A 22,108-nucleotide genomic window follows, 5' to 3' on the forward strand; every position below is an offset into this window, starting at 1 on the left:
TTTAAAATTTTTCTTTTCTAACTGATTGGAATTTTGTAATTTCCATTTTTATAATAGATCATTCATTAAAAACCCCCCCGTTATATTGAAAGATTTTTTTACTTCCGCATCCATAATTGTCGAGGAGGAATCAAGGATTTCTTTTCGCTTCCTAAAACTGTTTTTGATTGCAATATCAGCAGTTTGTACAGTGTTGTTATTTGCCTATTTTATTAAGGCATCCGGTATTTTGCAGGGAACAGAAAGCACTAGTCTGGACTTTGTACTAAAAATTGCAGATGGTTTGAGTTAAATTTAGGGAAAAGCTACTTAGGGTTGTGTTTGGCAACTTTTAACGACCAGTTGGATGTCCAGCTGTAAAGCGTACTGTATTTGCTCTACGCCACTGATTTCCTGTGCTTTTTTTAAATCGCTTTCTATAGCTTCTATAGCGCTACCCCGCGACCAGTTTTGGTTGAACGCTATTTCCCAGGCTGTATTCAGATTCTGAATTTTAAACCAAAGCTCCTTTAATAGAACAGTATGAAAAATATTTTTCTGTTCCTCGCTGGCATTAGGTAATTCCAAAATGACTAAAGCTTTGTATCCCATAGCTTACTATTGTGGTAGTTTAGATACTCAAATTTACTGCCGGTAAGGGCCATTTCCTTACGGTTTTCCGTAAAGGCATTTTTTTAGGCTTTTTTTAAGTGTTGGAAATAAAAAAACCGACAGGGGTTGTGTCGGTTAGAAAATGGTAGGTTTGGGACAATAAGGGCTATATGAGTCCTAAATCTTTGGCATTACTGATAAGATGTATGGTGTTTTTTGCCTTGAAATAAAGCTTCAGCTTGTTTATTCTTTTCTCAATACTGCTGTTACTGGAAGGAACGTTGCCTTGTTTTTTGAATTTGGCACCTATTTCATCCTGTGTCAGGCCAATTGACAGGTATTTAATAAGCTTCAGGTCGTATTCTTCGATTTCAATAATGTTATTTGCCTGGAATATGTTGGACAGCGGAGCCGGCACATAGTTTTCTGTAGTTCCAGCCAGGGCAATTACCGCTTTTTCGAGCTCTTTTGAACCTTCACGTCCTTTCGAGACATAACCGTTAATACCGCATTCTTCGAACAGGGCTTTTATTTTATAAGAACGGTCTTCTATAGAATAGGCTATGACCTTTATTTCAGGTTGGGTTTCTTTGACACTCTTGATGAGGTCTTCGCCAGTTTCCAGTACAGTATCACGATGGTCCTGCTTAAAGGAGAGATCTGTTATGAGCAAATCATAAGGTTCGCCATCTAATAATGCCTTTTTTACCTTTAGATAGGCTTCATCGCAATATTTTGCCTGATGAATTTCTGCGTGTGTTAGCTGGTCAAGCTGTGAAATTACAGCAGCGTGGATGCTGTCAATGTCTTCTGCAACTAAAATTTTTCTAAACATGGTAGGTGTGTTAAATTTTAAACAGGATAGCCAAAAGAAAGCTTTACTCCTCTATTTGTCTGTATGTCAAAAATAAGCGTTCCCCGAATGCTTTTTATACGGTTTTCCACATTTTGGAGGCCATTTTTTAAAATAGTTTTTCCGAAAGGCATTCCTATTCCGTTATCCGAATATTGGATCTGGATTTTTTTGTCGGTACTTGAAAAATCAATCACGGCTAATGTGGCCTGGCTATGCTTTTTCATGTTGACCATTAACTCCTGGAGCACCCTGTAGGTCACTAGTTTTTTGTTTTCGTCAATCTTCATCCAATCAATGGAGTCAATATCTTTTATTAATACGTTAAGTGATTGGTTTTGATATTCTGAAAGCATTATTTTTAACTGATTTGGGAAATTCTCTCCCAATTCAATAGGGCTGTTTTCTCTTGAGATATCCCGGGTTCTTAAATAGACGCTGTCGAGCGAATGGATAAGGGCTTCTTTTTTTTCCGGTCTTTCTAAATTCTGAGTAGAGGCAAATGTCATGGCGTTATATACGTCATTGGCCAGTTCGTCGTGTACTTTTTTTGCAATCCGGGTTTCTGTATTATAGGCTTCCTGAAACTTTTCTTTTTCGTGTCTTGACTTTAACAGTCTATAGAAAAGCACTCCTACAAGTACAAGAAATGATATTGTCAATAATAAAAGTTCGTTCCTTCGTTTTGCTTTTTCTGCTTTTAATTTGTTTTCTGCATTTTCTGCCTGGTATTTAAGCAAATCTTCTTCTGCCTGTTTTGAATCATAACGAACCTTTGCAAACTGATTTTTAGCCTTTTGGCGTACAACCCTGATGCTGTCATTCAGTTTGGTGTATTCTGAAAACAACCTGTCAGATTCTTGCTTGGAGGCGGCAGTTTTTGAAAGGAATTTAATAGCATCCAGTTTGTCATCAGTATTCTTTAGTTTATTGGCTAAACTATAGGCTCTTTCTGCATAGTTCCTTGCCGTTTTCGGATTTTGGTTGAGATAATACTCCGAAAGGTGCAGGCAGCTTGCCAATAATCCAAATTCATCCTTAATGGAATCTTTTAGCCGCAATGACTGTAGCATATATTCATGACCTCTTTTGTCTCCTGACAGAAAATAAGAATACCCCAGATTGTCCATAGCTTTGGCTTTGAATTCGATGTCTGTATCTGACCTTTTTTTGAAAACCAGCCCCCTGAGTATTTTTATAGCCTTGGCATATTCCTTCTGGTCCATATAGATAAGGGCTATATTATTCATTACAGCATCTTTAGAAAGAGAATCCTTTGTGATTTCATAGGCCTTGCTGTAATATTTTAAAGCATTTTCATAATTAAAGAGCTGTTTGTATGACATGCCCAGATAATTATAGACAGCCACAAGATAAGACTCTTCTCCTGAGTTTTTTAAGCAGGCAAGAGCTGCTGTAGCAGTCGTTTCGGCCCCATAATAATCAGAAGAGATTCGCTGCAGGTCGGTCATCATCAATAAGCTGTATCCAGCCCGCATGCTGTCATTTGCTTTCAAATATTCTGTTTTCGAACGGTCGTAATACGAAAAACTGCTGTCAATGTTTATGGGTGAAAAATAGGAAGCGTAGAGATAATAATATCCTCCAAGAGCTGCTTGCTTTTTGGTATTCAGCGCCAGTTTTTTGAGCCTGCTGAGATAATATCTGGAACTGTCTGATATAGGTAAGATCATGTTCTATTTTGGTGTACAGTCCTTTGTAAAGCAAAGAATCGTTGCCGGATTCCATTCCAATTTTATAGGCTTTGTTGCTAAAAACTCTTTGCCTTTCTTGTGAAAATTTACTGTCATAAGAAAGTTTTATGTAATGCTCAAGGCTGTCAGTTGCGGTACTCCCTTTTTTTACAGGCATATTTTTTCCACATGAAATGAAAATCAATGTCATGAAAAAAAGCAAAATCGGGGAGTAATGCTTCATAGAAGAATATTTCCCCGAAAATACTAAAAGTGTTTTACAAAAACTTTTTTTTATTACTGTTTTTTAGTCTATGGCCTTGGATTCAAGGGTGGTGGAGGTGGTTTTGTAGTTGTTGTCGTATTATTACCGCCACTTTCGTCAGCTTGCAAGGTCATTTTATTGGCTTCATCTGTTGTGTCATCTGCTGTACAGGAGATAAACAGGGTGCTTGAGGCTAAAATAGCCAAAGCCAGGATTAATTTTTTCATCTCTTTTGAATTAAAAAGTTTGACATAGGGGATTGCTTTCAGAGGGGTTCTGAAATCTTAATCCGTCTTTTTTTAATGGGGTGGTAGCCCTGTTTTTTGGGAAGTTCAGCGTGCCAAAACAGAAGAGTAGATCATACTTCCCGAATGGTCGTACCATCCTGATCTGGCAACACTGAGGTAAAATCAGTTTTGTACATTTGTCCTAAATGCATGTTAGGACAGAACTGATTTCTGAGGCAAAGTAAATGTGGTTTTTGCTGGTGATAGCAAGGGAATTCCGATGATTCCGATAATTCCGATTGATTCCAATTAATTCTGATTTAATAACTATGAAAAATAATTTTGAAGAATATAAAAAGGCCATCATAACCCGATATGAAGAAGAAAAAATGGGGAAATTTGCTGATTTGCTTTTAGATCCCACTCCCGCAAATCTAAAAAGGCTATGCCTGCTAATTAGTGAAGACGAAATGAGGTTTTCAGATTTGACAATCTTCCGTCATTTCTTCTCTTTTAAGTCTGATGAAGACATTGCGAAATGGATTAAGAATTTTGACACAGAAAAATTTAAACCTTTAAGCACTTTCCTGAAGCTGGGAACCAATCTAAAAGATTACAGAAGCGCCAACCTCATTGCGGTTTTGGTTGATTTTAAACAGAGACCATATACTAAGTTTCTTGACACGCATTGCGCTTTGGATATTGCAAACTCCAAAAACCCTATTGCCAATAAAGAAGTTCCAAACAGAGAATATTTTGCTGAAAGGATGGCAATCTCCAAACCTGTTGAGAATGATTATCAATTGACAGTCAGGTCACCTTTGTCAAAAAGGATGCTGTTTGCCCTGGTTTCTTTTGCTGCAATTTTTTTTTTAACAATTTTCGTGAAGGATGTTTTTGATGACAAATGCATGATTTGGAAAGGAGATCATTATGAAAGAATAGATTGTGATGATAGCCGTGCTTTTGGTGAAAAAAGTTATGATAATGTAATAGCTTTCAATAAAGATATTCTGGAGAATTTTAAAAGAATAGAAATTTGCGATACCACTACTTTTTTTATTAATGACAGACCCATGATTTGGTATATCAAACAAAACGGCAAATACGAATTTTTTTCGTATGGTGGTGTACATCCCATAACCCGAAAACAACTGAAGCCTATTACTAAACATATGGTGGAAAAACACATCTTAAAGGGGTATGGTAAAAAATAATTCTAAGATTAAAAACGACGTTTAAAACCGGCCTAATCGTTATTGCCAGTTGGATGCGGATTCTTGTGTTGGCTGCCTGAAAAATACTTTTTAGGTAAAAGATGCCGTATTTTGACAAAAAGCGGATGTGATTAACAAACGGGACACACCAAAAAAGTACTTATTTGTTACTCGTAATCTTGTTGTTTCTGTTTTTTTACTACTCATTTTAAATAAATTTAAAATTTTAATATTTTGATAAACAGAATTTTGCGTGTTTTTTTAAGGCTTGAGTAGATGTGAGTAGGCGTTTTTTTTCATAATTTGATTTTCCGTCTTTTATTTGTCCTATCGCTTTACAAGAGGACTTCAGGGTTCTTAATAATTACAATTCTTCAAATCCCAAATCTGCCGAAGAACAATCTACAAATTCTATAAATTTTTACTGATAGAAAATTCCTTTCTATGGTTCACCATAGAAGCCGTAAAAATTGTTATGAATAAAGAAATATCTTGTTTAGCAAGATGAAAATAAATTACCAACTAAAGTGACATAGCTTTAACATTGATTGGTGGTAGGTCAATGCGGTAATTTTTGAGAGGAGGGTGACCCATAAGTGTTATTTTAGGGGAAAATATGTTCTTGGTTTATGTCACCCTCCTTATTTTTTATTTCTGCAATTTTTATCTTTTCCCAATTTCCTTACTTAAAGACTTTTTCTATTGCTTGTGGCTCTTTGTAAAAATAGTTGCTTATAATAGAGTATTCGGTTAATAAAATTATTTTTTGTTTCAAAAAGGTTTCTTTTTTAAATATATTATAACTTTAATGGTTGTATAGTTGTGATTTTTCTCTTAAAACTATTTAAAGGTCAAATATTTATTAGTTTTTATATTGTTTTGTTGTGAAAATGCGTTTTTTATGATATAATAAATATTTACTTATTTTGTCTGCCCTCAAATATGGATTGATTAAAAACTAAAGCCCAGCACAAGTGCCTTTCTATATTTATGAAAAAGAACAAATACCTCCCACTTTTCATTTTTTTTCTGTCGTTAGGCAAAAGCTTTGGTCAGAGTTTTAATCAGCCCCAGATTGACAGCTTACTGCTGGTTGCGGAACAGCTTGAAATTAAAGATGCTGCTTATGGGGTAACATTAAGTCTTAAAGCTTATGATGATTCCAAAAAAATTGGCTACAAAAAAGGCATGGCGCAAGGATTGCTGATTGCCAGCCGGAAACAGCATGAATTGGCTAAATATGAGGATGTGCTTAAAAATGCTACAGCAGCAGAAAAACTAGCCATTGAAATTTCCGATACCAAATTAATTTCCGATGCGCTTCGGCTAAAAGGGATAGGCTTTACCGGAACCGGCGATTATGATAAAGGATTGGCGCAATTCAGGAAAGCAATCCGTTTTGCCCAAAACCTTACAGATAAAGAAGTCAAAAGCTCAAGACTTGGTGTGCTTTATAATGATATCGCTTTTAATTTGGATGAAAATGGTGGAGAAACAGATTCCGTAGCCTTTTATTATAGAAAAGGCTATCAGGAATTTCAGAAAATGGTGCTCAACAATCCGTTGAGGAATAAGACACTTTCCCTGGCTTGCTCCAATGTAGGTTCCAGTTTTTTAAGAGCAAAACAATTGGATTCGGCAGAATTTTATCTCGACAGGGCACTGCAATTGGCAAATTCTGTCAATCATGAAGCTGTTAAGGCCAATACTTTGTGTGATTTAGGCAGTCTTAATTACTCCAAAAAAAAATACAAACAGTCAATTGATTATTTCGAAAAAGGTATTGGTGTTGCCAAAGCCATAAATGATGTTTATGCGCTTAAATCGCTTTATCTGGGGATTTCAAAATCCTATGAGGCAGTTCGCGACACTAAAAATGCTGAAAACTATCTTCTCCTCTATAATGAGTTAAATGACAGCGTCAAAAAGAATCAAAAAGAAGACGTACAGATGCAGACTGCTTCAATGGAAGATGGTAACATTATTGCCGATGTTGATGGAAACTCGAAACGGACACTTATTTTTTCAGCAATATTTGTCCTGTTGCTGATTATGATATTAATTCATATTTACAGGAAGTTCCAAAAAGAAAAGGCAAATAACGCGCGATTGCAGGCGGAAGTTGAGGATTCCATCACAATGTTTACTTTGCTGCAAAAAGATGAGGCACACTTAAAAAAGATACGCCATCTTGCCAGTTCCAATGATCCGTCCTTTTTAATGTTGTTTAAAGAAACCTATCCGGATTTTTATAAAAAACTGAACAAGATTAATCCCGGACTCATTGCCGGAGAACAAAAATTATGTGCTTTCCTGAAACTGGATCTTTCTACCAAAGAAATTGCGCAATTCACCAATTCTTCCATCAGGGCGGTGGAAGCTAAGAAATACAGGTTGCGCAAAAAGCTTTCCATTCCTTCAGAAGAAGATATTAATGTTTGGATGATGAATTTATAAGTAAGCACAGCCCTTCATATTGTGTGAGCATTGACTCCTTTTTTATGGAAAAGTGGCTTGATGTATTTTGGCTTGCTCTTATAGCCGGAACCATTCTGGCGGGAATTTTTTGTGAATACCTGGTCTTCTGAAATTAGATGAGCCTGTAGAAGAGTGAGGAATTCTTAAAAAAATAAAATGGAATTTTTTGCTTATTTCCCAGATTTTGATGAAAAATATAGAGTATTTAAGAATTTGACAGTGTGATTTTTGTAGATATATAAAAGGATATTTTTCTTTGGCAAAATATTTTGATAAAAAGATTTTTTATTTACTTTTACAGCCTATGAGGATTGTCCCAAACCCAATGATAAGTCTTGCGGTTATTTTGTTTTCAGTTGCAAATTGTTTTGCAGATAATGAACCGCCGCCACCGCCGCCCACAGGCCCAACGCCAATTGGTCTTCCCATCGATAATGGGATTCTGGTTTTATTGGTGATAGGTCTGGCATTTGCTTTTTTTAGATTTAAAATATCAAATACAAATAAAAAAACTCCGATGTAAATCGGAGTTTTTTGTTTTTATGCTAATTGGTGTGTAGTCGTGAGACATATTTTCCTATAACATCAAATTCAAGGTTGATTTTTGTGCCGACTTCAAAATTTTTGAAATTGGTGTGTTCATACGTATAGGGGATAATGGCAACACTAAATGCATTTTTTTGGGAATTTACAACAGTCAGGCTTACTCCGTTTACGGTAATGGAACCTTTTTCTATTGTAATGTTGCTTAGCTTCGGGTCATATTCAAATGTATAATACCAGCTTCCGTCTGCTTCTTCAATGGAGATGCAGGTTCCGGTCTGGTCAACATGTCCTTGTACGATATGTCCGTCCAATCTGTCGCCAAGTCTCATGGCACGTTCTAAATTAACCTGGTCGCCAATTTTCCACTCGCCTATATTTGTCTTATCGATAGATTCTTTGATAGCGGTAACCGTATATTGGTCGTTTGAAATTCCTACAACAGTCAGACACACGCCGTTATGCGAGACGCTTTGGTCGATTTTAAGTTCGTGGGTGACTGATGAGGAAAGCGTAATGTGTATGTTTTCTCCCTCTTTACGCAGGTCTTTGATTGTGCCGAGGGTTTCTATTATTCCTGTAAACATTCTGGTTTTATTTTACTAAATTTGCACTTCAAAATTAGCAATAAATAAGGAGCAAGCATTATGAAAAAAGCAGAAAATATAATCGTTGGAATTTCAGTAGGGGATTTGAACGGTATTGGAAGCGAGATTATCCTAAAAACTTTCGAAGATACCCGAATGCTTGAGCTTTGTACTCCGGTTATTTTTGCCAACGTGAAAATAATGTCCTTTGCTAAGAAAAACCTTGATGCTACAATAGCGCTTCATGGTATCGACAAGATAGAGCAGTTGCTACCCGGAAAAATCAATGTGCTGAATGTCTGGAAAGAAAGCGTTACTATTGAATATGGAGTCAACGATGAAAATGTAGGGAAGTATGCTATAAAATCATTCGTGGCAGCTACAAACGCTTTAAAAGACGGGCAGATTGATGTTTTGGTTACAGCACCTATTAATAAATACAACATACAGTCTGAGGAATTTAAGTTTCCGGGTCATACAGATTATCTCAATCAGGAATTGGAAGGTGATGCCCTTATGCTGATGGTTCAGGACGATTTGCGTGTTGGACTGATTACAGATCATGTTCCGGTAAATGAAGTGGCTTCCCATCTTACAGAAGCGCTGATTAAAAGTAAAATTGAGACAATAAAAAAATCGCTTATACAGGATTTCAGCATAAGCAAGCCCAAAATAGCAGTTTTGGGATTAAATCCCCATGCCGGAGACGGAGGAGTAATTGGGAAAGAAGATGATGAAATTTTAAGGCCGGCAATCAAAAAGCTGTTTGAAAGCGGGACTCTTGCTTTCGGTCCTTATGCGGCTGATGGTTTTTTTGGAAGCGGACAATATGAAAAGTTCGATGCGGTAATAGCAACATATCATGACCAGGGTCTTATTCCTTTCAAAACCCTTTCTTTTGGAAAAGGAGTGAATTATACGGCGGGATTAAATAAAATCAGAACCTCTCCGGATCACGGAACGGCTTATGATATTGCAGGTAAAGGAATTGCAGATTATAATTCATTTAAAGAAGCCGTTTATCTGGCTATTGATATATTCCATTCCAGAAATGAATATGCGGCCATGACGGAGAAACCCTTAAAAATAAAAGAAAAACACTTATAAACAAAAAAATGTTTATAACGCTTTTGGAATTGTAATTATTTTATATCTTTGCACTCCCGAAGTTTAGGGCAAATTGTTGTTAAGATGAGAGTAAGTAATGAGTTTTTAATTCCTTTTATAGGATTAAAGTTAGGAAAACATCAGTTTGAATATCAAATAAATAAAAAGTTCTTTGAAGACTTTGGTTATGACGAGTTTGAGAGTTGTGATATCAAAGTCAATGTAGTTTTAGAGAAAAAAAGCACTATGCTTGAGCTTCATTTCAAACACAAAGGTACTATTCATGTGCCTTGTGATTTGACTAATGAGATGTTTGATTTGCCGGTTAAAGGAAAAATCAATCTTATTGTCCAGTTTGGAGAAGCTTTTAATAATGACAATGAAGAATTGCTCATTTTGCCTCATGGCGAGCATCAGGTAGATATTTCGCAATATATCTACGAAATGATTGCGCTTTCCATTCCTCTAAAAAGAATCCATCCGGGTGTGAAGGACGGTACGTTAAAAACCGATATCCTTGACAAGCTGGATGAATTGAAAGTCAATGCGAAAGAACAAAAAGCTGATGCAAAACAAGAAGAGACAGATCCCAGATGGGATCAATTAAAAAAACTATTAACGGATAAATAATATAGTAAAATGGCACATCCAAAGAGAAAGACCTCGAAAACAAGAAGAGATAAAAGAAGAACACACTATAAAGCATCTGTTCCTCAAATCGCTACATGCCCAGTGACTGGAGAGGCGCATTTATACCACAGAGCTTACTGGCATGAAGGTAAGATGTACTACAGAGGTCAAGTAGTAATTGATAAGCAAGAAGCTGTTGCTTAATACAATTTTGCAGTAAAAAATCGAACTCTCACGTTGTGGGAGTTTTTTTGTTATTTATAATTTATTGATAAATAACAGATTGCAAGAAGGTATGTTTTAGATTTTTTTTGTAATTTCCACCTCTTTTCGAAACACTAATTTTCGGGAAGAAATTATTAAAAAATAATATGAATACAATCACAGCCGCAATTACCGCTGTTGGTGCCTATGTGCCTGATTTTGTGCTTTCAAATAAAGTACTTGAGACGTTGGTCGATACGAATGACGAATGGATTACCTCTCGTACAGGAATTAAAGAAAGACGCATTTTAAAAGATGATACGAAAGGAACATCTTACCTGGCCATTAAAGCTGCAGAAGATTTAATTGCTAAAAACAATATTAACCCGGCAGAAATTGACTTAGTATTGCTGGGAACTACAACCCCTGATATGCCTGTGGCTGCAACAGCCGTTTATGTTGCTTCGCAAATTGGTGCAGTCAATGCTTTTGCTTATGATCTGCAGGCTGCCTGTTCCAGTTTCTTATACGGAATGTCAACCGCAGCAGCATACATCGAATCAGGAAGATACAAAAAAGTTTTATTGATTGGTGCAGACAAGATGTCTTCTATAATAGACTATACAGACCGCGCAACATGCATCATTTTTGGTGATGGAGCAGGAGCCGTATTGTTCGAACCAAATTATGAAGGACTTGGTTTTCAGGATCAGTATTTAAGAAGTGACGGTATAGGCCGCGAATTCTTGAAAATTGAAGCAGGGGGATCTTTACTTCCGGCATCAAAAGAAACAGTTGAAAACAGACAACACTATGTTTTTCAGGACGGGAAAACCGTTTTCAAATATGCCGTTTCAGGAATGGCAGACGTCAGCGAAAAAATAATGGAGCGCAACAACCTTACCAAGGATGATGTCGATTGGCTGGTGGCCCATCAGGCAAACAAGCGTATTATTGACGCTACGGCACACAGAATGGGTCTGGATGAATCCAAAGTACTCGTTAATATTCAAAAATATGGCAACACCACTTCAGGTACACTGCCATTGCTTCTGAACGACTTCGAGAAGCAATTCAAAAAAGGAGATAATTTAATATTTGCTGCATTTGGTGGTGGATTCACATGGGGATCTATCTATATGAAATGGGCATACGACAAACAATAAAACTAAAACCTAAAATCGAATATCATGGATATTAGAGAAATTCAAAACTTGATTAAGTTTGTAGCAAAATCGGGAGCTACTGAAGTAAAATTGGAGATGGATGATTTTAAGATCACAATCAAAACTACAGAAGGAGGATCCTCTGAAACTACAACTTACATCCAGCAGGCACCTATCAGCCATGCACTACCGCAAGCAGCAATGCCACAACCTGTTGCTCCGGCTGCTCCTTCAGCGCCAGCCGCTCCTTCATCAGATGAAGACACTTCAAAATATGTTACCGTTAAGTCTCCAATTATTGGAACATTATATAGAAAACCTTCGCCAGACAAAGCTCCTTTCGTAGAAGTTGGAAGCACTATTTCAAAAGGTGATGTAGTTTGCGTTATCGAAGCGATGAAGCTTTTCAACGAAATCGAATCAGAAGTTTCTGGAAAAATTGTAAAAGTATTGGTAGATGATGCATCTCCGGTAGAATTTGACCAGCCATTATTCTTAGTTGATCCATCCTAAATTTAGATTTTAGATTGCAGATTTTTAGATTGCAGATTTGACCAGAATTACAATCTAAAAATCTAAACCATCCAAATTGTCTAATTATCTAACCAAAATAAGATGTTTAAAAAAATATTAATCGCAAACAGGGGAGAAATAGCACTTCGTGTTATTAGAACCTGTAGAGAAATGGGTATCAAAACGGTAGCCGTTTATTCCACAGCAGATGCAGAAAGTCTTCACGTTCGTTTTGCTGATGAAGCTGTTTGTATAGGCCCACCACCAAGTAACCTGTCTTACTTGAAAATGTCTAATATTATAGCGGCTGCAGAAATTACAAATGCAGATGCTATCCACCCGGGATATGGTTTCCTTTCTGAAAATGCAAAATTTTCAAAAATCTGTCAGGAGCACGGAATCAAGTTTATTGGTGCTTCTCCTGAAATGATTGAAAAGATGGGAGATAAGGCTACTGCCAAAGCAACAATGAAAGCTGCAGGAGTTCCAACCATTCCAGGTTCTGAAGGTTTGCTTGAATCTTATGAGCAGACTAAAAAACTGGCTAAAGAATTTGGCTATCCTGTAATGCTTAAGGCTACTGCCGGAGGTGGAGGAAAAGGAATGAGAGCGGTTTGGAAAGAAGAAGACCTTCTAAAAGCCTGGGAAGGTGCCCGTCAGGAAGCTGCTGCGTCATTTGGAAATGACGGAATGTATATGGAGAAACTGATTGAAGAGCCTCGCCATATCGAAATTCAGGTTGTGGGTGATGCTTACGGTAAAGCGTGCCACCTTTCTGAAAGAGATTGTTCTGTTCAAAGACGCCACCAAAAATTAACAGAAGAAACGCCTTCTCCGTTCATGACAGATGAACTTCGTCAAAAAATGGGAGAAGCTGCTGTGAAAGCTGCAGAATATATTAAGTATGAAGGTGCCGGAACAGTAGAATTCCTGGTTGACAAACACAGAAATTTCTACTTTATGGAAATGAATACCCGTATTCAGGTAGAGCACCCAATTACAGAACAGGTTATTGATTATGACTTGATTCGCGAGCAGATTTTGGTTGCTGCCGGTGTGCCAATTTCAGGGAAAAACTACCTGCCACAGTTGCATGCTATCGAATGCCGAATCAATGCAGAAGACCCGTATAACGATTTCAGACCGTCACCAGGAAAAATTACGACATTGCATACGCCTGGCGGCCATGGAGTTCGTTTGGATACTCACGTTTATTCCGGATATACAATTCCGCCAAACTACGATTCTATGATTGCAAAATTGATTACTACTGCTCAGACAAGAGAAGAGGCAATCAGCAAAATGAAACGTGCACTTGACGAATTCGTAATCGAAGGAATTAAGACGACAATTCCTTTCCACAGACAGCTAATGGATGATCCGGCTTATGTAGAAGGAAATTATACAACAAAATTCATGGAAACTTTCAAAATGGAAGAGCCTAAATAAAAAAAATCCCAGCTTTTTAGCTGGGTTTTTTTTAGCTCTTTTTCTGCCTTTGGAGTACAATCAAACAGGAAAGAATAATGAGCGCTCCGCCAAACAAATACCAATAGTTGCAGGAAGTATCTTCTGAAACTTCCCCGTAAAAAACAAAAGCACTCCAATAATAAGGCGATTTTTTGCCATTAGGGATAGCCTTGTCATTCAGGAATTTCATTTTTGCCTTATGGTTTGCAATTGAGTAACTATTGCCTTTTTTATAATGGGTATAAAAGTTTTTCATAAGCAGGGAAGTCGTAAAATCATTTACTTTCCATAAAGAAAACAACAGATTTTCAGCACCTGCATTCTGGAATCCTCTGGCAATGCTTATTGCGCCTTCTCCTCTGTATAATTTTCCTATTCCGGTTTCGCAGGCGCTCAATACTACCAAATCCGGATGGATATCTAACGAATACAAATCGCTGTATACTATATCCTGATTGTAAAAAGAAATAGTAGCAGGAACGTCGACAGTACCGGACGAAGCATGTGTAGAAAGATGCAGTATAGGATGTTTTTTGCTTTCTTTTATAAAATGGGCGTAGGTTGCCTCCGATTTTTCAAGATAAGCTCCGGGAAACAGTTCTTTAATTGCTTTCATTTCCTCTAAAGAAAAAACCAGGCTTCTGCTACTGTTTTCAAAAACCGGGAAAACTCCTAAAACAGAGGCTTCTTTTATATGGTGGTTTTCATGATTTAAATAAAAATCGGCGGAAGTTTCGTAACTTATGATTTCGTCTTTCATAAGATATGGGAGCTTTGAAAAGTCTGTGCTTTGTGAAGCTTTTGTCAGCAGAGATTCAAAAGACACAAAACACAGGAGGCCATCCGGAATTATGAGGTGTTTCCCGGTTTTTATTTTTTCGAGAGCAAGAAGTTTATATAGGGCAAAACTTTGTTTTTGGTAGCCGGAAACATGGTCTGAAATGGCAGAGGCTTCAGTGAAATAATCCAGATAATCTGTAATCGTTTTTTTGTTTTTTGGGGAATTCGGGAAAGACTTCAGCCGTATTCCGTTGGATGCAATGTCAAAAATATAAATAGTGTCTTTTCCGTAAAAGTAGGAGGTAAGCGTGATATCATCGTTTTTAAGCTTGACATACAGCCTGTCCATATCAAATTCTGAAGTCAGTTCCATTCCGTTTTTTCCAAAAGTTTTTTTCAGTTCGGCTATCTTTTCATTTTGGAGTGACAATGTATTGTTTATGACTTCCAGGTTGGCATTTTCACCTTTTTCCTGCTCTTTGGTGATAATGGCAGACAGTTCGTGAATTTTATATAAAATTTCCTTTTGTTTTTTACTGCCTGATTTTTTTGTTAGCGCAATATAGTTTTTTAAGGCCTTTGATTTGGTTGTTTCCTGTAGTTTAAAGGCCTGCTCTAAATATTGCCTGTCGTTCGTTTTATGGAAAAGCTGTTCGTAGATTCCGATTGCTTTTTCGACACGATTCCTGATATTCGAAGTATGGAGTAATGATGTTTCTTCATAAAAAAACACGGTGGAAAATCGTGAATCAATGGCAAAAGTAAGTTGGTAGCAGTCAATGGCTTTGAAATAGTTTTTTTGTTCGGTATAGGTCTGCGCCAATACTTCCAATGCGTCAATCAAAAGAGTTTCAGGGTAGAGGTTTTTCTCTTTTGGAAGTATATTTTTAGAGTTATAGCCGGGAATGAGTTCTTTAAAAATGGCACGGACTGCATTCTGGCTTGCCATTATTTTCTTTTGGGCCAGGAATAATTTTGCTTCTTCGAGATAAACCTGCGAAATATCACGCCTTGAAGTGCCAATCAGGCTGGATTTTGCTTTTTTGATATATTCTTCTGCCTTTGGGTAATTCCTTTGCTTTCTGTAAACCAGGGCCAGATTTTTATATACGACAAAATCAGGCAGTATGCTTTCGGCTTTTTCTAATGCTTTTTTTGAATTTTCGTATTCTCCCAATAAAAGATAGTTTTCACCTAAAAGCGAAAGCAGTAAGGATTTCTTTTCGGAAGATAGCTTGTCAACAGGCTGGCTTTCCAGTAAATCAATTGCTTCCTCGCTTTTTCCTATGCTTTTGTATACGGCAGCCAGATTAATAACAGCGCTGGTTTTTTGTTCTGTGTTGTTGTTTTTTATAGCAAGAAAAAGATACTGTTTGATAGTGTTTTCTGCACTGGTATAATCGCCTGTTAAGGTATAGAGGTTTCCCAATGGTTTGAGACAGTACTCAACAATATCATAGTTGGTGAGCTGATGGCTTTGAAATAAGGATAATGCTTTTTCGTAAGAACGTATGGCATCAAAATACAAACCAAATTGTTTCTCATAAAAAGCCTTATTGCAGTCCAGAATTACGAGAGCCAATATTTCGTTTTTTGATTTGGGCTTTGGGTCGTCCCAAAATTGCCTTTCGGTAATTTCAAGATTTTTTATTCCGGTTACTGTAGGATTGGCTATGAATTGGTCTAAAGCTGCATACAACTTTTCTTCCCTTGTTGCATTTTTTTGCGCAAAGGCCCATTGGGTAAACAATAAGAAGACTAAGAATTGTTTCATCAGAATTTCCAGATTGCATAAAATTGCCAATGGCTGAAATCGTTTTCAAAACTCCACACATAACGCGCTCCAAGGCTTGGGCCTATACGGGAAAATCCAAATGTGACATCTGCAAAAACATTGCTTTGCATTTTTTCAAATGCCTTTGTTTTGGTCTTTTCTGTTTTGGTGTCTCTGGCCACTTCCTCTCCGCGTCTTGGACCATCAGGATTATTGAAAAGTGGCTGAAAATATCGGGTTATACTGTTGTTTTCCATAGTTTCATCCAATGCGACCGAGAACTGAGGACCCAATCCAAACCCTATATAGTTATTAAGATTATAGCGTAAGGAAACAGGAACGATTTCGGCTAAATTCCGGACTGTTTTCTGGCTGTTTTCTTTTTGTACATAGGCAACGTCGAGAACCGTTCCGTTAGATAAGACCAGAGGCGGTGAAATTTGTGTCAGCACCGGGTCACTCGCAGAAGAGGAACTGCTTTCCATATAATTGTAATACAATTCGGCCTGCAAATACCAACGATAGGATTTATATGGGGAAATAGTAGCGCCCAGAAAATAGCTTTTCGGATTTTCCTGGTCGGGGAAATAATTATATCCAGTGCGAACGCCAATAGAAATTCCCGGACTGAAACGTGTAACCGCATAATTGGTAATAATAGGTTCGTTCTTATCGAAAATAATAGCAGTACGGCTTTTGGTCTTAACTTTATGGAAATCTTTGCCAAATTTTAAACTGTATTTTACGAATCCTTTGGTACTGTCCTTTTCCATTACATTTTTTTGGTTGCTTCCGGGCAGATAGATATTCTTAAATGTAAAATGGATTTGGTTTTTTAAGACAATCGTGTCAAGACAGCTGTAATTTACTTCTTCATTTTTGGGACAGATTTCGCATTTCGGATACATGTCTACAATCTTTAAGGTCGATTTGTCAAAAATATCCGGAACATCCGTTTCCAGCTTTATCTTTCGTGCCGGACCTTCACCATCATTCTGAAAGCGGGTTTTGAAATTCAGGGTTTTAAAACGGACGAGCCTGTAATTCATGAAAAAACCATTGGAAGACATCTTGTTGGGGTCGTGAGAAGTCACAATTTCCATTTCAAGATTTTTTACCTTGTGGTTTTTATAATTCCTGTCTGGTACAAAAACACCGCGGATTGTGAGGGTTGCACTGGTGTCCTTAATCATTTCGGGTGTAGTCCTGAAAGTGAAGAACAGATTTCGGGTTTGTTTTGGAGCAAGGCTGTCAAATTCAAAAACCTTTGAATTGCGATAGAGTGCTTTTGACTGTTCCAGCGTTTCTTCCAGATTTTCCAAATCTTCTATGTTTTTTGGATTTCTGAAAAAGGCATTTGCATTACTCGCCAGATAGGTTTCGTGTTTGTCATAGTCGTCAACAAAAGCATAGTTTTCTTCCAGCTTTTCTTTTTCATTTTCGTATGCCCGAGCTTCCGGTATTCCAAAATTATCGTCTTTGAACTGTTTGTCGTTATAAAAAAGATAGAGTTTCCCGTTAGTAGAATAATCTTTTAGATTTTGGTAGCTCATCACCACAATAATTTCTTCGTCGGGTACGGGTTCCCGGTTTTTTTGCAACAGGAAACCGTCATGTTGCTCAATAGAAGCAATGTCCTGATAGTCTGTTTCCGATAGTTCTGTTACAGCTACTGTTTTGGGGCGTGTGGCAGGTGGCTTTCCGTTGTCGTAATTGTTGGTCACGGCAAGCCGTACGGTTTTGTCACCTTTCTTTTTGTAGGTATGTTTTGGTTCTTTTTCCCTGCTGTAATGTCCGTCGCCCAATTCCCAAAAATAAGTGTAATTGGCAGGAGGTGCTCCTGCAATCTGTATTAAAGGCGGAGTTTCAGGTTTGAAAGATACCTTGTTTCCCTTTTGATCAAAACCAATTATGGCTTTTCGGGTTATAGTGTCCTTTGGTTTGGTTTGCGAAAAGCAAAAAGAAATTCCCAAGAATAAAGCGGCTATGAGGATTAATTTCTTCATAATCAAAGGTGTTTTGTTACTATAAATGTAAAAAAAAGTGATGAGTTGACATCACTTTTGTTAAAATTATATTAATAGTTTCTTAAGGCAGCGCATTGATGGCTGCTATTAATTGCGCTTCTGTTCCCAGAGTTGTCTGTGCCAGGGTAAAAACGTGTACATCGTTAGCGGCAATTGTTGCCGGTTTGATTGCATAACGCCATTGTCCGTTATCTTCTGTGACAAAAATGATATGGCACTGTAATCCGATAGGAATCTGTCCGTAATGCTCTGAAAATTGATTTGTTACGGGATTATAAGTGTCAAGTTTTGCCAAAGAACTTCCTTCGCCGTCATAGTGAAGATAAATAGCGCTGTTTTCGAAATTATATCCTTCAGGTGCTTCAGCCAATATGGTAGTTTTTGGTCTTGGGTCATTATAGAAACGGTCAACGTTTGTCCAGCCGAAGCTGCTAAAATAAGCGTAGTAGTTTGCGCCTTCTACAAAAACGCCGTTTTGTCCGTTGGCACCACGGTCTTGTTGATCCCATTCAAGATTGCCGTCTTCATCAAATGTACCGTCCCATAAAGACATTCCTGAATCAGGACCTCCGGTAAGGTTGGTAGGAATGATTACCTGCATTGGACAGGAAATCTGAAGTTGCTGACCATTTTTTGTGGCATTGATAAAAAATTCTCCCCCTGAAATTAACAATGCCATATCGCCGTTTGACATTCTTCCCATGGTTGTCTTGTCAGTGGCAAGCATAGTGCCCGGGTCAAATACTTCAGAATACTTAACTACTACTTCTCCGCTTACCGGATTCCCGTTTTGTGTCAGGCAGTTTCCGTTTATTGTGAATTGGACACCTTTAGCACTAGTGAAAGTCGTTACTCCGTCTTCTGCGTTAAAAGTAAAGGTTTGTACACCTAAAGCGTCTTGTCTTAAAGCTGCAAAAGCAGAGGCTGATGGTACATAATCTGGCGAATCGCCATCGTCATTTTTACTACAGCCGGCTACCAGGATTCCTAATAGCAGGAATTGTCCGATTTTTTTAAAACTTGTTTTCATGATTTCTGGTTTTTTGTGATTAATTATATATACATATATCAATTGGGTCTGTAAAATGTTACCCCTGGTTATTGAAAAACAATGTCGATGTAAGGAATTCCGAAATCCGGTACCGGTCCTCCTGTTCCATAAAAGTCAGAAGCGGTAATTGTCATCAGTGTGTTTGATACAGGATACGGGCTTGGTCCGTTAAATCGCAGTAATCTTCCAACGGTGTTTCCAATGTTTCCTAAATAATTTGTGACTGTTCTCTTTAGCGTGTAAGAAGTTCCGGCTGTTAAGGCAGTAGGTGTTATTGAAACATAGTCTGTAAGAGCAGAATCAAAAACGTGGTTTCCGCTATAGATAACGGTATTGGTACTATTGTCTACAATTTCAATCAGATAGGGAATATTGGCAGTATAAAGATTCGCATTTCCCTGATAGCCTATGGAGCATACTGTTTTATTCGCGCTCAACACGAAAGTATATTCGTGAGTCTGCAAATCCATTGTCGTGACATCAGTAAAAGAAGGGTCGCTTGCCAGGGTTGTGGCGTATAGCTGACTGAATTCGGAATTGGCTGTGTTGCAGCCGGCAGGCACTGGCTGATTTTGATTATCATCATTATTGCAGCTTATGATTGCAAACAGGGCTAAGAATACTAATCCGATTTTTGTAAAACTTGTTTTCATGATTTCTATATTTTTTGTGTTAACTGTTATTATATCAATTGTGTCTTGAAATTGTTACCCATCTTACGGAAGGTTATTGATAATCTGTACAAGATTGGCTTCACTGGCCGTATTGAGTTCGCCGGCAGAAAAAGTATAAGTGCCATTTTCCTGTATAGTAACCGGTTTTATTCCGTATTTCCACATTCCGTTTTCTTCAGAAATAAATATGATATGACATTCCAGTCCGATTGGGAAAGCCGGATAGCTGTTGAATGTAAATGTTTGCGTTAAAGGGTCTCCAAACAAATTAACCAAGGAGTTGTCGTCTCCGTCAAGCGAAAGAAAAACTTCGCTGTTTGCATTGGTGTAACCGGCAGGAGGAATGACGTTAATAGTAGTTTTTGGATTCGGATGGGTGTAAAATTTATCTACATTGGTCCATCCAAAATTGGCAGAAAAAGTAGTGTAGGCTGGCGCAGCACTATTTCCAAATCCTAAATCCCATTGGTTTTGCTGTACCCAGACCAGATTTCCATCAGGTAAAAACTCTCCGGTAAAAACATCCATATCGGTGTCAAGTCCTCCGGTCAATGCTGCGGGAATTTGTATCACATAACCCGATGTTGCCAATTGCTGGCCGTTTTGCTTTGCATTGACATAAATTTCCCCGCCCGAAGTCAATATTTCGAAATTATTGCCCGGAAGTTTGGCTACAGTAGGTTTGTTGGTTACCAGCATGTCGCCCCGTTGGTAAATTTCTATGACCTCTACCGTAACAGGGCCTGCAACCGGAGTAGAATTAAGCGTGATAGCTCCTGCGTTAAACTGGATTATGGCTCCTTGTGTTGTAGTAATATAATTGGTAGTTGACGCATCGATTGTAAAAACCTGTTTTCTTGAATTAATAGCCTCAGAGAATAAAGCATTCAATTCGTTGCTTGTAGGGAATGGATTCAGGTTTTGGTTGTCGTCGTCGTTCATGTCACAGCTCAATAGTGAAAAAGAGGCTATAGACAGGATTCCTATTTTTTTAAAGAATGATTTCATAATTTCTACTGTTTTTAATTGGATTAATTGTTCGCTAGTTTTTTTGACGGGCTTACCTCTCAAATTCTGCACTTCGTATGATTTTATAAGTAAGGATATCGTTTGTGCTGATTAACTGAATCATTTTCAAGGCATGGTTTTCAGAACCTGAAAATCCTTTGGCAGTACCGTTTACGGTTTCTACTTCCCAGAAATACAAGCGTAGCATAGGATTAGAGGCTTCGTCTGCTAATTGGTAATAGCTTTCTATTTTTTTATCAAGAATAATTTCGCCGGCAGCTGCCATGGCAATCCTGCTTTCTGCTTTTTCTAATGACCGTGCGGTACCGGAATAGCTTCCCTGGTCAGTTTTTACGCTCCAGTCATATACGATTATGATTTTGTCTGCTGTGATTTCTGTAGTGTTTTCATTATTTACGGCAGTTCTTTTTTCTGTAGCATTTGCGCTTATCGACAATGCTATCATTACTAATGTTAAAATGGACTTTTTCATGATTTCTAAATTTTTTAGTGTTATTGTCTTTGTTTCTGTCAGTACATCAATCGTCTTTCTGAATTGTTACCCTACCGGAAATTGATGTGCTTTGTATACCTGTATACCTGTTGTGCCAAATTTGTTACCCTTGTGTTTTTATTTTTTCTACATTAGCAGTAAACAAGGCAGTTATGACAGAAAAGAGTATTCATTCTGACCAATTTTATATTGAAGGATTGCTGCAAAATGATTCGGCAGTTATCAAATCCATTTATAAAAATTTTGTACCTAAAGTCAAAAACTATATCCGTACCAATAGCGGTGATGATGATAATGCGGCCGATGTCGTTCAGGAAGTTCTTGTGACTATTTACCATCAGGCAAAAACAAAAGGATTGCAGCTCACCTGTCCGTTTGAAGCCTATTTTTTTCTGCTCTGCAAAAGGAAATGGCTCAATGAATTAAAAAAACCTTCTAATAAAGGGGTAACAATTAATGACAACATTGTATCTACAGACGAATCAGCCTATGAACTGGTCCTGCAATCAGAATCTTTTGATGAAAGACAATCACTGTTTGATGAAATGTTCCGGAAACTTGGCGAAAAGTGTCAGGAAGTTCTCAAGCTCAGTTTTGTCTTGAAAACGATGGAAGAGGTGGCCCGTCAGCTTAATGTGACATACGGTTATGTGCGAAAGAAGAAATCACTTTGCACAGGGCAGTTAACAGAAATGATTCAGCAGTCGAACCGATATAAATCGTTAAAAAAATAAG

The 22,108-nt window shown here is 37.7% G+C and carries 21 protein-coding genes; 10 read left to right on the top strand and 11 right to left on the bottom strand.

All coding sequences use genetic code 11. The features are described 5' to 3' along the window. Positions 1-309 precede the first annotated feature (309 nt). The 4 genes from BGO88_RS16375 to BGO88_RS16390 form a co-directional block, all read right to left on the bottom strand. Positions 310-591, bottom strand: coding sequence for a hypothetical protein (locus tag BGO88_RS16375; RefSeq protein WP_286707604.1), 282 nt, complete (start codon positions 589-591; stop codon positions 310-312). Between the two features lie 166 nt (positions 592-757). Next, positions 758-1,426, bottom strand: a complete 669-nt coding sequence (locus BGO88_RS16380; protein WP_286707605.1) for a response regulator — start codon at positions 1,424-1,426, stop codon at positions 758-760. 17 nt (positions 1,427-1,443) lie between these two features. Next, positions 1,444-3,138: a tetratricopeptide repeat-containing sensor histidine kinase gene (locus tag BGO88_RS16385; protein ID WP_286707606.1), complete on the bottom strand. Its 1,695-nt coding sequence runs from the start codon at positions 3,136-3,138 to the stop codon at positions 1,444-1,446. A gap of 312 nt (positions 3,139-3,450) precedes the next feature. Continuing rightward, positions 3,451-3,630 (bottom strand): hypothetical protein, encoded by a 180-nt coding sequence (locus BGO88_RS16390; protein ID WP_101471145.1) that lies wholly within the window; start codon positions 3,628-3,630, stop codon positions 3,451-3,453. 329 nt (positions 3,631-3,959) lie between these two features. On the opposite strand from BGO88_RS16390, the gene BGO88_RS16395 reads away from it, so the two are divergent. The 3 genes from BGO88_RS16395 to BGO88_RS17420 all read left to right on the top strand — a co-directional run bounded on the left by BGO88_RS16395 (position 3,960) and on the right by BGO88_RS17420 (position 7,848). After that, on the top strand, positions 3,960-4,847 hold the full coding sequence (locus BGO88_RS16395; protein ID WP_286707607.1) for a hypothetical protein: 888 nt from the start codon (positions 3,960-3,962) through the stop codon (positions 4,845-4,847). A gap of 990 nt (positions 4,848-5,837) precedes the next feature. After that, on the top strand, positions 5,838-7,304 hold the full coding sequence (locus tag BGO88_RS16400) for a tetratricopeptide repeat protein (RefSeq protein WP_286707608.1): 1,467 nt from the start codon (positions 5,838-5,840) through the stop codon (positions 7,302-7,304). A gap of 346 nt (positions 7,305-7,650) precedes the next feature. After that, entirely contained in the window at positions 7,651-7,848 is a 198-nt protein-coding gene (locus BGO88_RS17420) for an Fjoh_0651 family PID-CTERM protein (protein ID WP_502686517.1), read from the top strand. A gap of 22 nt (positions 7,849-7,870) precedes the next feature. Here BGO88_RS17420 and BGO88_RS16410 read toward each other — a convergent pair whose 3' ends face one another. Beyond that, positions 7,871-8,455 (bottom strand): riboflavin synthase, encoded by a 585-nt coding sequence (locus tag BGO88_RS16410; RefSeq protein WP_286707610.1) that lies wholly within the window; start codon positions 8,453-8,455, stop codon positions 7,871-7,873. A gap of 57 nt (positions 8,456-8,512) precedes the next feature. On the opposite strand from BGO88_RS16410, the gene pdxA reads away from it, so the two are divergent. From pdxA to accC, 6 genes are all read left to right on the top strand, one after another. After that, positions 8,513-9,562: a 4-hydroxythreonine-4-phosphate dehydrogenase PdxA gene (pdxA, locus tag BGO88_RS16415; RefSeq protein WP_286707646.1), complete on the top strand. Its 1,050-nt coding sequence runs from the start codon at positions 8,513-8,515 to the stop codon at positions 9,560-9,562. 84 nt (positions 9,563-9,646) lie between these two features. Further along, complete coding sequence (locus BGO88_RS16420; protein WP_056067711.1) at positions 9,647-10,192, top strand: YceD family protein; 546 nt, start codon at positions 9,647-9,649, stop codon at positions 10,190-10,192. A gap of 9 nt (positions 10,193-10,201) precedes the next feature. Next, complete coding sequence (rpmF, locus tag BGO88_RS16425) at positions 10,202-10,396, top strand: 50S ribosomal protein L32 (protein WP_082482157.1); 195 nt, start codon at positions 10,202-10,204, stop codon at positions 10,394-10,396. Between the two features lie 167 nt (positions 10,397-10,563). Beyond that, complete coding sequence (locus BGO88_RS16430; protein WP_056067713.1) at positions 10,564-11,562, top strand: beta-ketoacyl-ACP synthase III; 999 nt, start codon at positions 10,564-10,566, stop codon at positions 11,560-11,562. 24 nt (positions 11,563-11,586) lie between these two features. Continuing rightward, positions 11,587-12,075 carry an acetyl-CoA carboxylase biotin carboxyl carrier protein gene (gene accB, locus BGO88_RS16435; protein WP_056067715.1) on the top strand — a complete coding sequence of 163 codons (489 nt, stop codon included), beginning with the start codon at positions 11,587-11,589 and terminating at the stop codon, positions 12,073-12,075. A 102-nt stretch (positions 12,076-12,177) separates the two neighbouring features. Continuing rightward, positions 12,178-13,524: an acetyl-CoA carboxylase biotin carboxylase subunit gene (gene accC, locus BGO88_RS16440; RefSeq protein ID WP_286707611.1), complete on the top strand. Its 1,347-nt coding sequence runs from the start codon at positions 12,178-12,180 to the stop codon at positions 13,522-13,524. Positions 13,525-13,555: 31 nt separating this feature from the next. On the opposite strand, the gene BGO88_RS16445 is transcribed toward accC, so the two are convergent. The 6 genes from BGO88_RS16445 to BGO88_RS16470 form a co-directional block, all read right to left on the bottom strand. Beyond that, entirely contained in the window at positions 13,556-16,099 is a 2,544-nt protein-coding gene (locus BGO88_RS16445) for a CHAT domain-containing protein (RefSeq protein WP_286707612.1), read from the bottom strand. Beyond that, entirely contained in the window at positions 16,099-18,105 is a 2,007-nt protein-coding gene (locus BGO88_RS16450) for a PKD domain-containing protein (protein WP_286707613.1), read from the bottom strand. Before BGO88_RS16450 ends, BGO88_RS16445 begins: the two co-directional genes overlap by 1 nt. A gap of 82 nt (positions 18,106-18,187) precedes the next feature. Beyond that, positions 18,188-19,156, bottom strand: coding sequence for a hypothetical protein (locus BGO88_RS16455; protein ID WP_056067721.1), 969 nt, complete (start codon positions 19,154-19,156; stop codon positions 18,188-18,190). Between the two features lie 68 nt (positions 19,157-19,224). Further along, entirely contained in the window at positions 19,225-19,830 is a 606-nt protein-coding gene (locus BGO88_RS16460) for a hypothetical protein (RefSeq protein ID WP_286707614.1), read from the bottom strand. A 63-nt stretch (positions 19,831-19,893) separates the two neighbouring features. Continuing rightward, positions 19,894-20,859 carry a hypothetical protein gene (locus BGO88_RS16465; RefSeq protein ID WP_286707615.1) on the bottom strand — a complete coding sequence of 322 codons (966 nt, stop codon included), beginning with the start codon at positions 20,857-20,859 and terminating at the stop codon, positions 19,894-19,896. A 52-nt stretch (positions 20,860-20,911) separates the two neighbouring features. Next, positions 20,912-21,352, bottom strand: a complete 441-nt coding sequence (locus tag BGO88_RS16470; RefSeq protein ID WP_121366403.1) for a hypothetical protein — start codon at positions 21,350-21,352, stop codon at positions 20,912-20,914. 173 nt (positions 21,353-21,525) lie between these two features. Between BGO88_RS16470 and BGO88_RS16475 the strand changes: the two genes are divergently transcribed. Then, positions 21,526-22,107 carry an RNA polymerase sigma factor gene (locus tag BGO88_RS16475; protein WP_056067730.1) on the top strand — a complete coding sequence of 194 codons (582 nt, stop codon included), beginning with the start codon at positions 21,526-21,528 and terminating at the stop codon, positions 22,105-22,107. The last annotated feature ends 1 nt before the right edge of the window (position 22,108 follow it).

Origin of the sequence: Flavobacterium sp. 38-13 (assembly GCF_001899155.1) — a bacterium.
GTDB classification, from domain to species: domain Bacteria; phylum Bacteroidota; class Bacteroidia; order Flavobacteriales; family Flavobacteriaceae; genus Flavobacterium; species Flavobacterium lindanitolerans.

Excerpts from the sequence above, each read along its gene's own strand:
- BGO88_RS16375 (WP_286707604.1), bottom strand. The coding sequence starts at position 591 with ATGGGATACAAAGCTTTAGTCATTTTGGAATTACCTAATGCCAGCGAG.
- BGO88_RS16380 (WP_286707605.1), bottom strand. The coding sequence starts at position 1,426 with ATGTTTAGAAAAATTTTAGTTGCAGAAGACATTGACAGCATCCACGCT.
- BGO88_RS16385 (WP_286707606.1), bottom strand. The coding sequence starts at position 3,138 with ATGATCTTACCTATATCAGACAGTTCCAGATATTATCTCAGCAGGCTC.
- BGO88_RS16390 (WP_101471145.1), bottom strand. The coding sequence starts at position 3,630 with ATGAAAAAATTAATCCTGGCTTTGGCTATTTTAGCCTCAAGCACCCTG.
- BGO88_RS16395 (WP_286707607.1), top strand. The coding sequence starts at position 3,960 with ATGAAAAATAATTTTGAAGAATATAAAAAGGCCATCATAACCCGATAT.
- BGO88_RS16400 (WP_286707608.1), top strand. The coding sequence starts at position 5,838 with ATGAAAAAGAACAAATACCTCCCACTTTTCATTTTTTTTCTGTCGTTA.
- BGO88_RS17420 (WP_502686517.1), top strand. The coding sequence starts at position 7,651 with ATGATAAGTCTTGCGGTTATTTTGTTTTCAGTTGCAAATTGTTTTGCA.
- BGO88_RS16410 (WP_286707610.1), bottom strand. The coding sequence starts at position 8,455 with ATGTTTACAGGAATAATAGAAACCCTCGGCACAATCAAAGACCTGCGT.
- BGO88_RS16420 (WP_056067711.1), top strand. The coding sequence starts at position 9,647 with ATGAGAGTAAGTAATGAGTTTTTAATTCCTTTTATAGGATTAAAGTTA.
- rpmF (WP_082482157.1), top strand. The coding sequence starts at position 10,202 with ATGGCACATCCAAAGAGAAAGACCTCGAAAACAAGAAGAGATAAAAGA.
- BGO88_RS16430 (WP_056067713.1), top strand. The coding sequence starts at position 10,564 with ATGAATACAATCACAGCCGCAATTACCGCTGTTGGTGCCTATGTGCCT.
- accB (WP_056067715.1), top strand. The coding sequence starts at position 11,587 with ATGGATATTAGAGAAATTCAAAACTTGATTAAGTTTGTAGCAAAATCG.
- accC (WP_286707611.1), top strand. The coding sequence starts at position 12,178 with ATGTTTAAAAAAATATTAATCGCAAACAGGGGAGAAATAGCACTTCGT.
- BGO88_RS16445 (WP_286707612.1), bottom strand. The coding sequence starts at position 16,099 with ATGAAACAATTCTTAGTCTTCTTATTGTTTACCCAATGGGCCTTTGCG.
- BGO88_RS16450 (WP_286707613.1), bottom strand. The coding sequence starts at position 18,105 with ATGAAGAAATTAATCCTCATAGCCGCTTTATTCTTGGGAATTTCTTTT.
- BGO88_RS16455 (WP_056067721.1), bottom strand. The coding sequence starts at position 19,156 with ATGAAAACAAGTTTTAAAAAAATCGGACAATTCCTGCTATTAGGAATC.
- BGO88_RS16460 (WP_286707614.1), bottom strand. The coding sequence starts at position 19,830 with ATGAAAACAAGTTTTACAAAAATCGGATTAGTATTCTTAGCCCTGTTT.
- BGO88_RS16465 (WP_286707615.1), bottom strand. The coding sequence starts at position 20,859 with ATGAAATCATTCTTTAAAAAAATAGGAATCCTGTCTATAGCCTCTTTT.
- BGO88_RS16470 (WP_121366403.1), bottom strand. The coding sequence starts at position 21,352 with ATGAAAAAGTCCATTTTAACATTAGTAATGATAGCATTGTCGATAAGC.
- BGO88_RS16475 (WP_056067730.1), top strand. The coding sequence starts at position 21,526 with ATGACAGAAAAGAGTATTCATTCTGACCAATTTTATATTGAAGGATTG.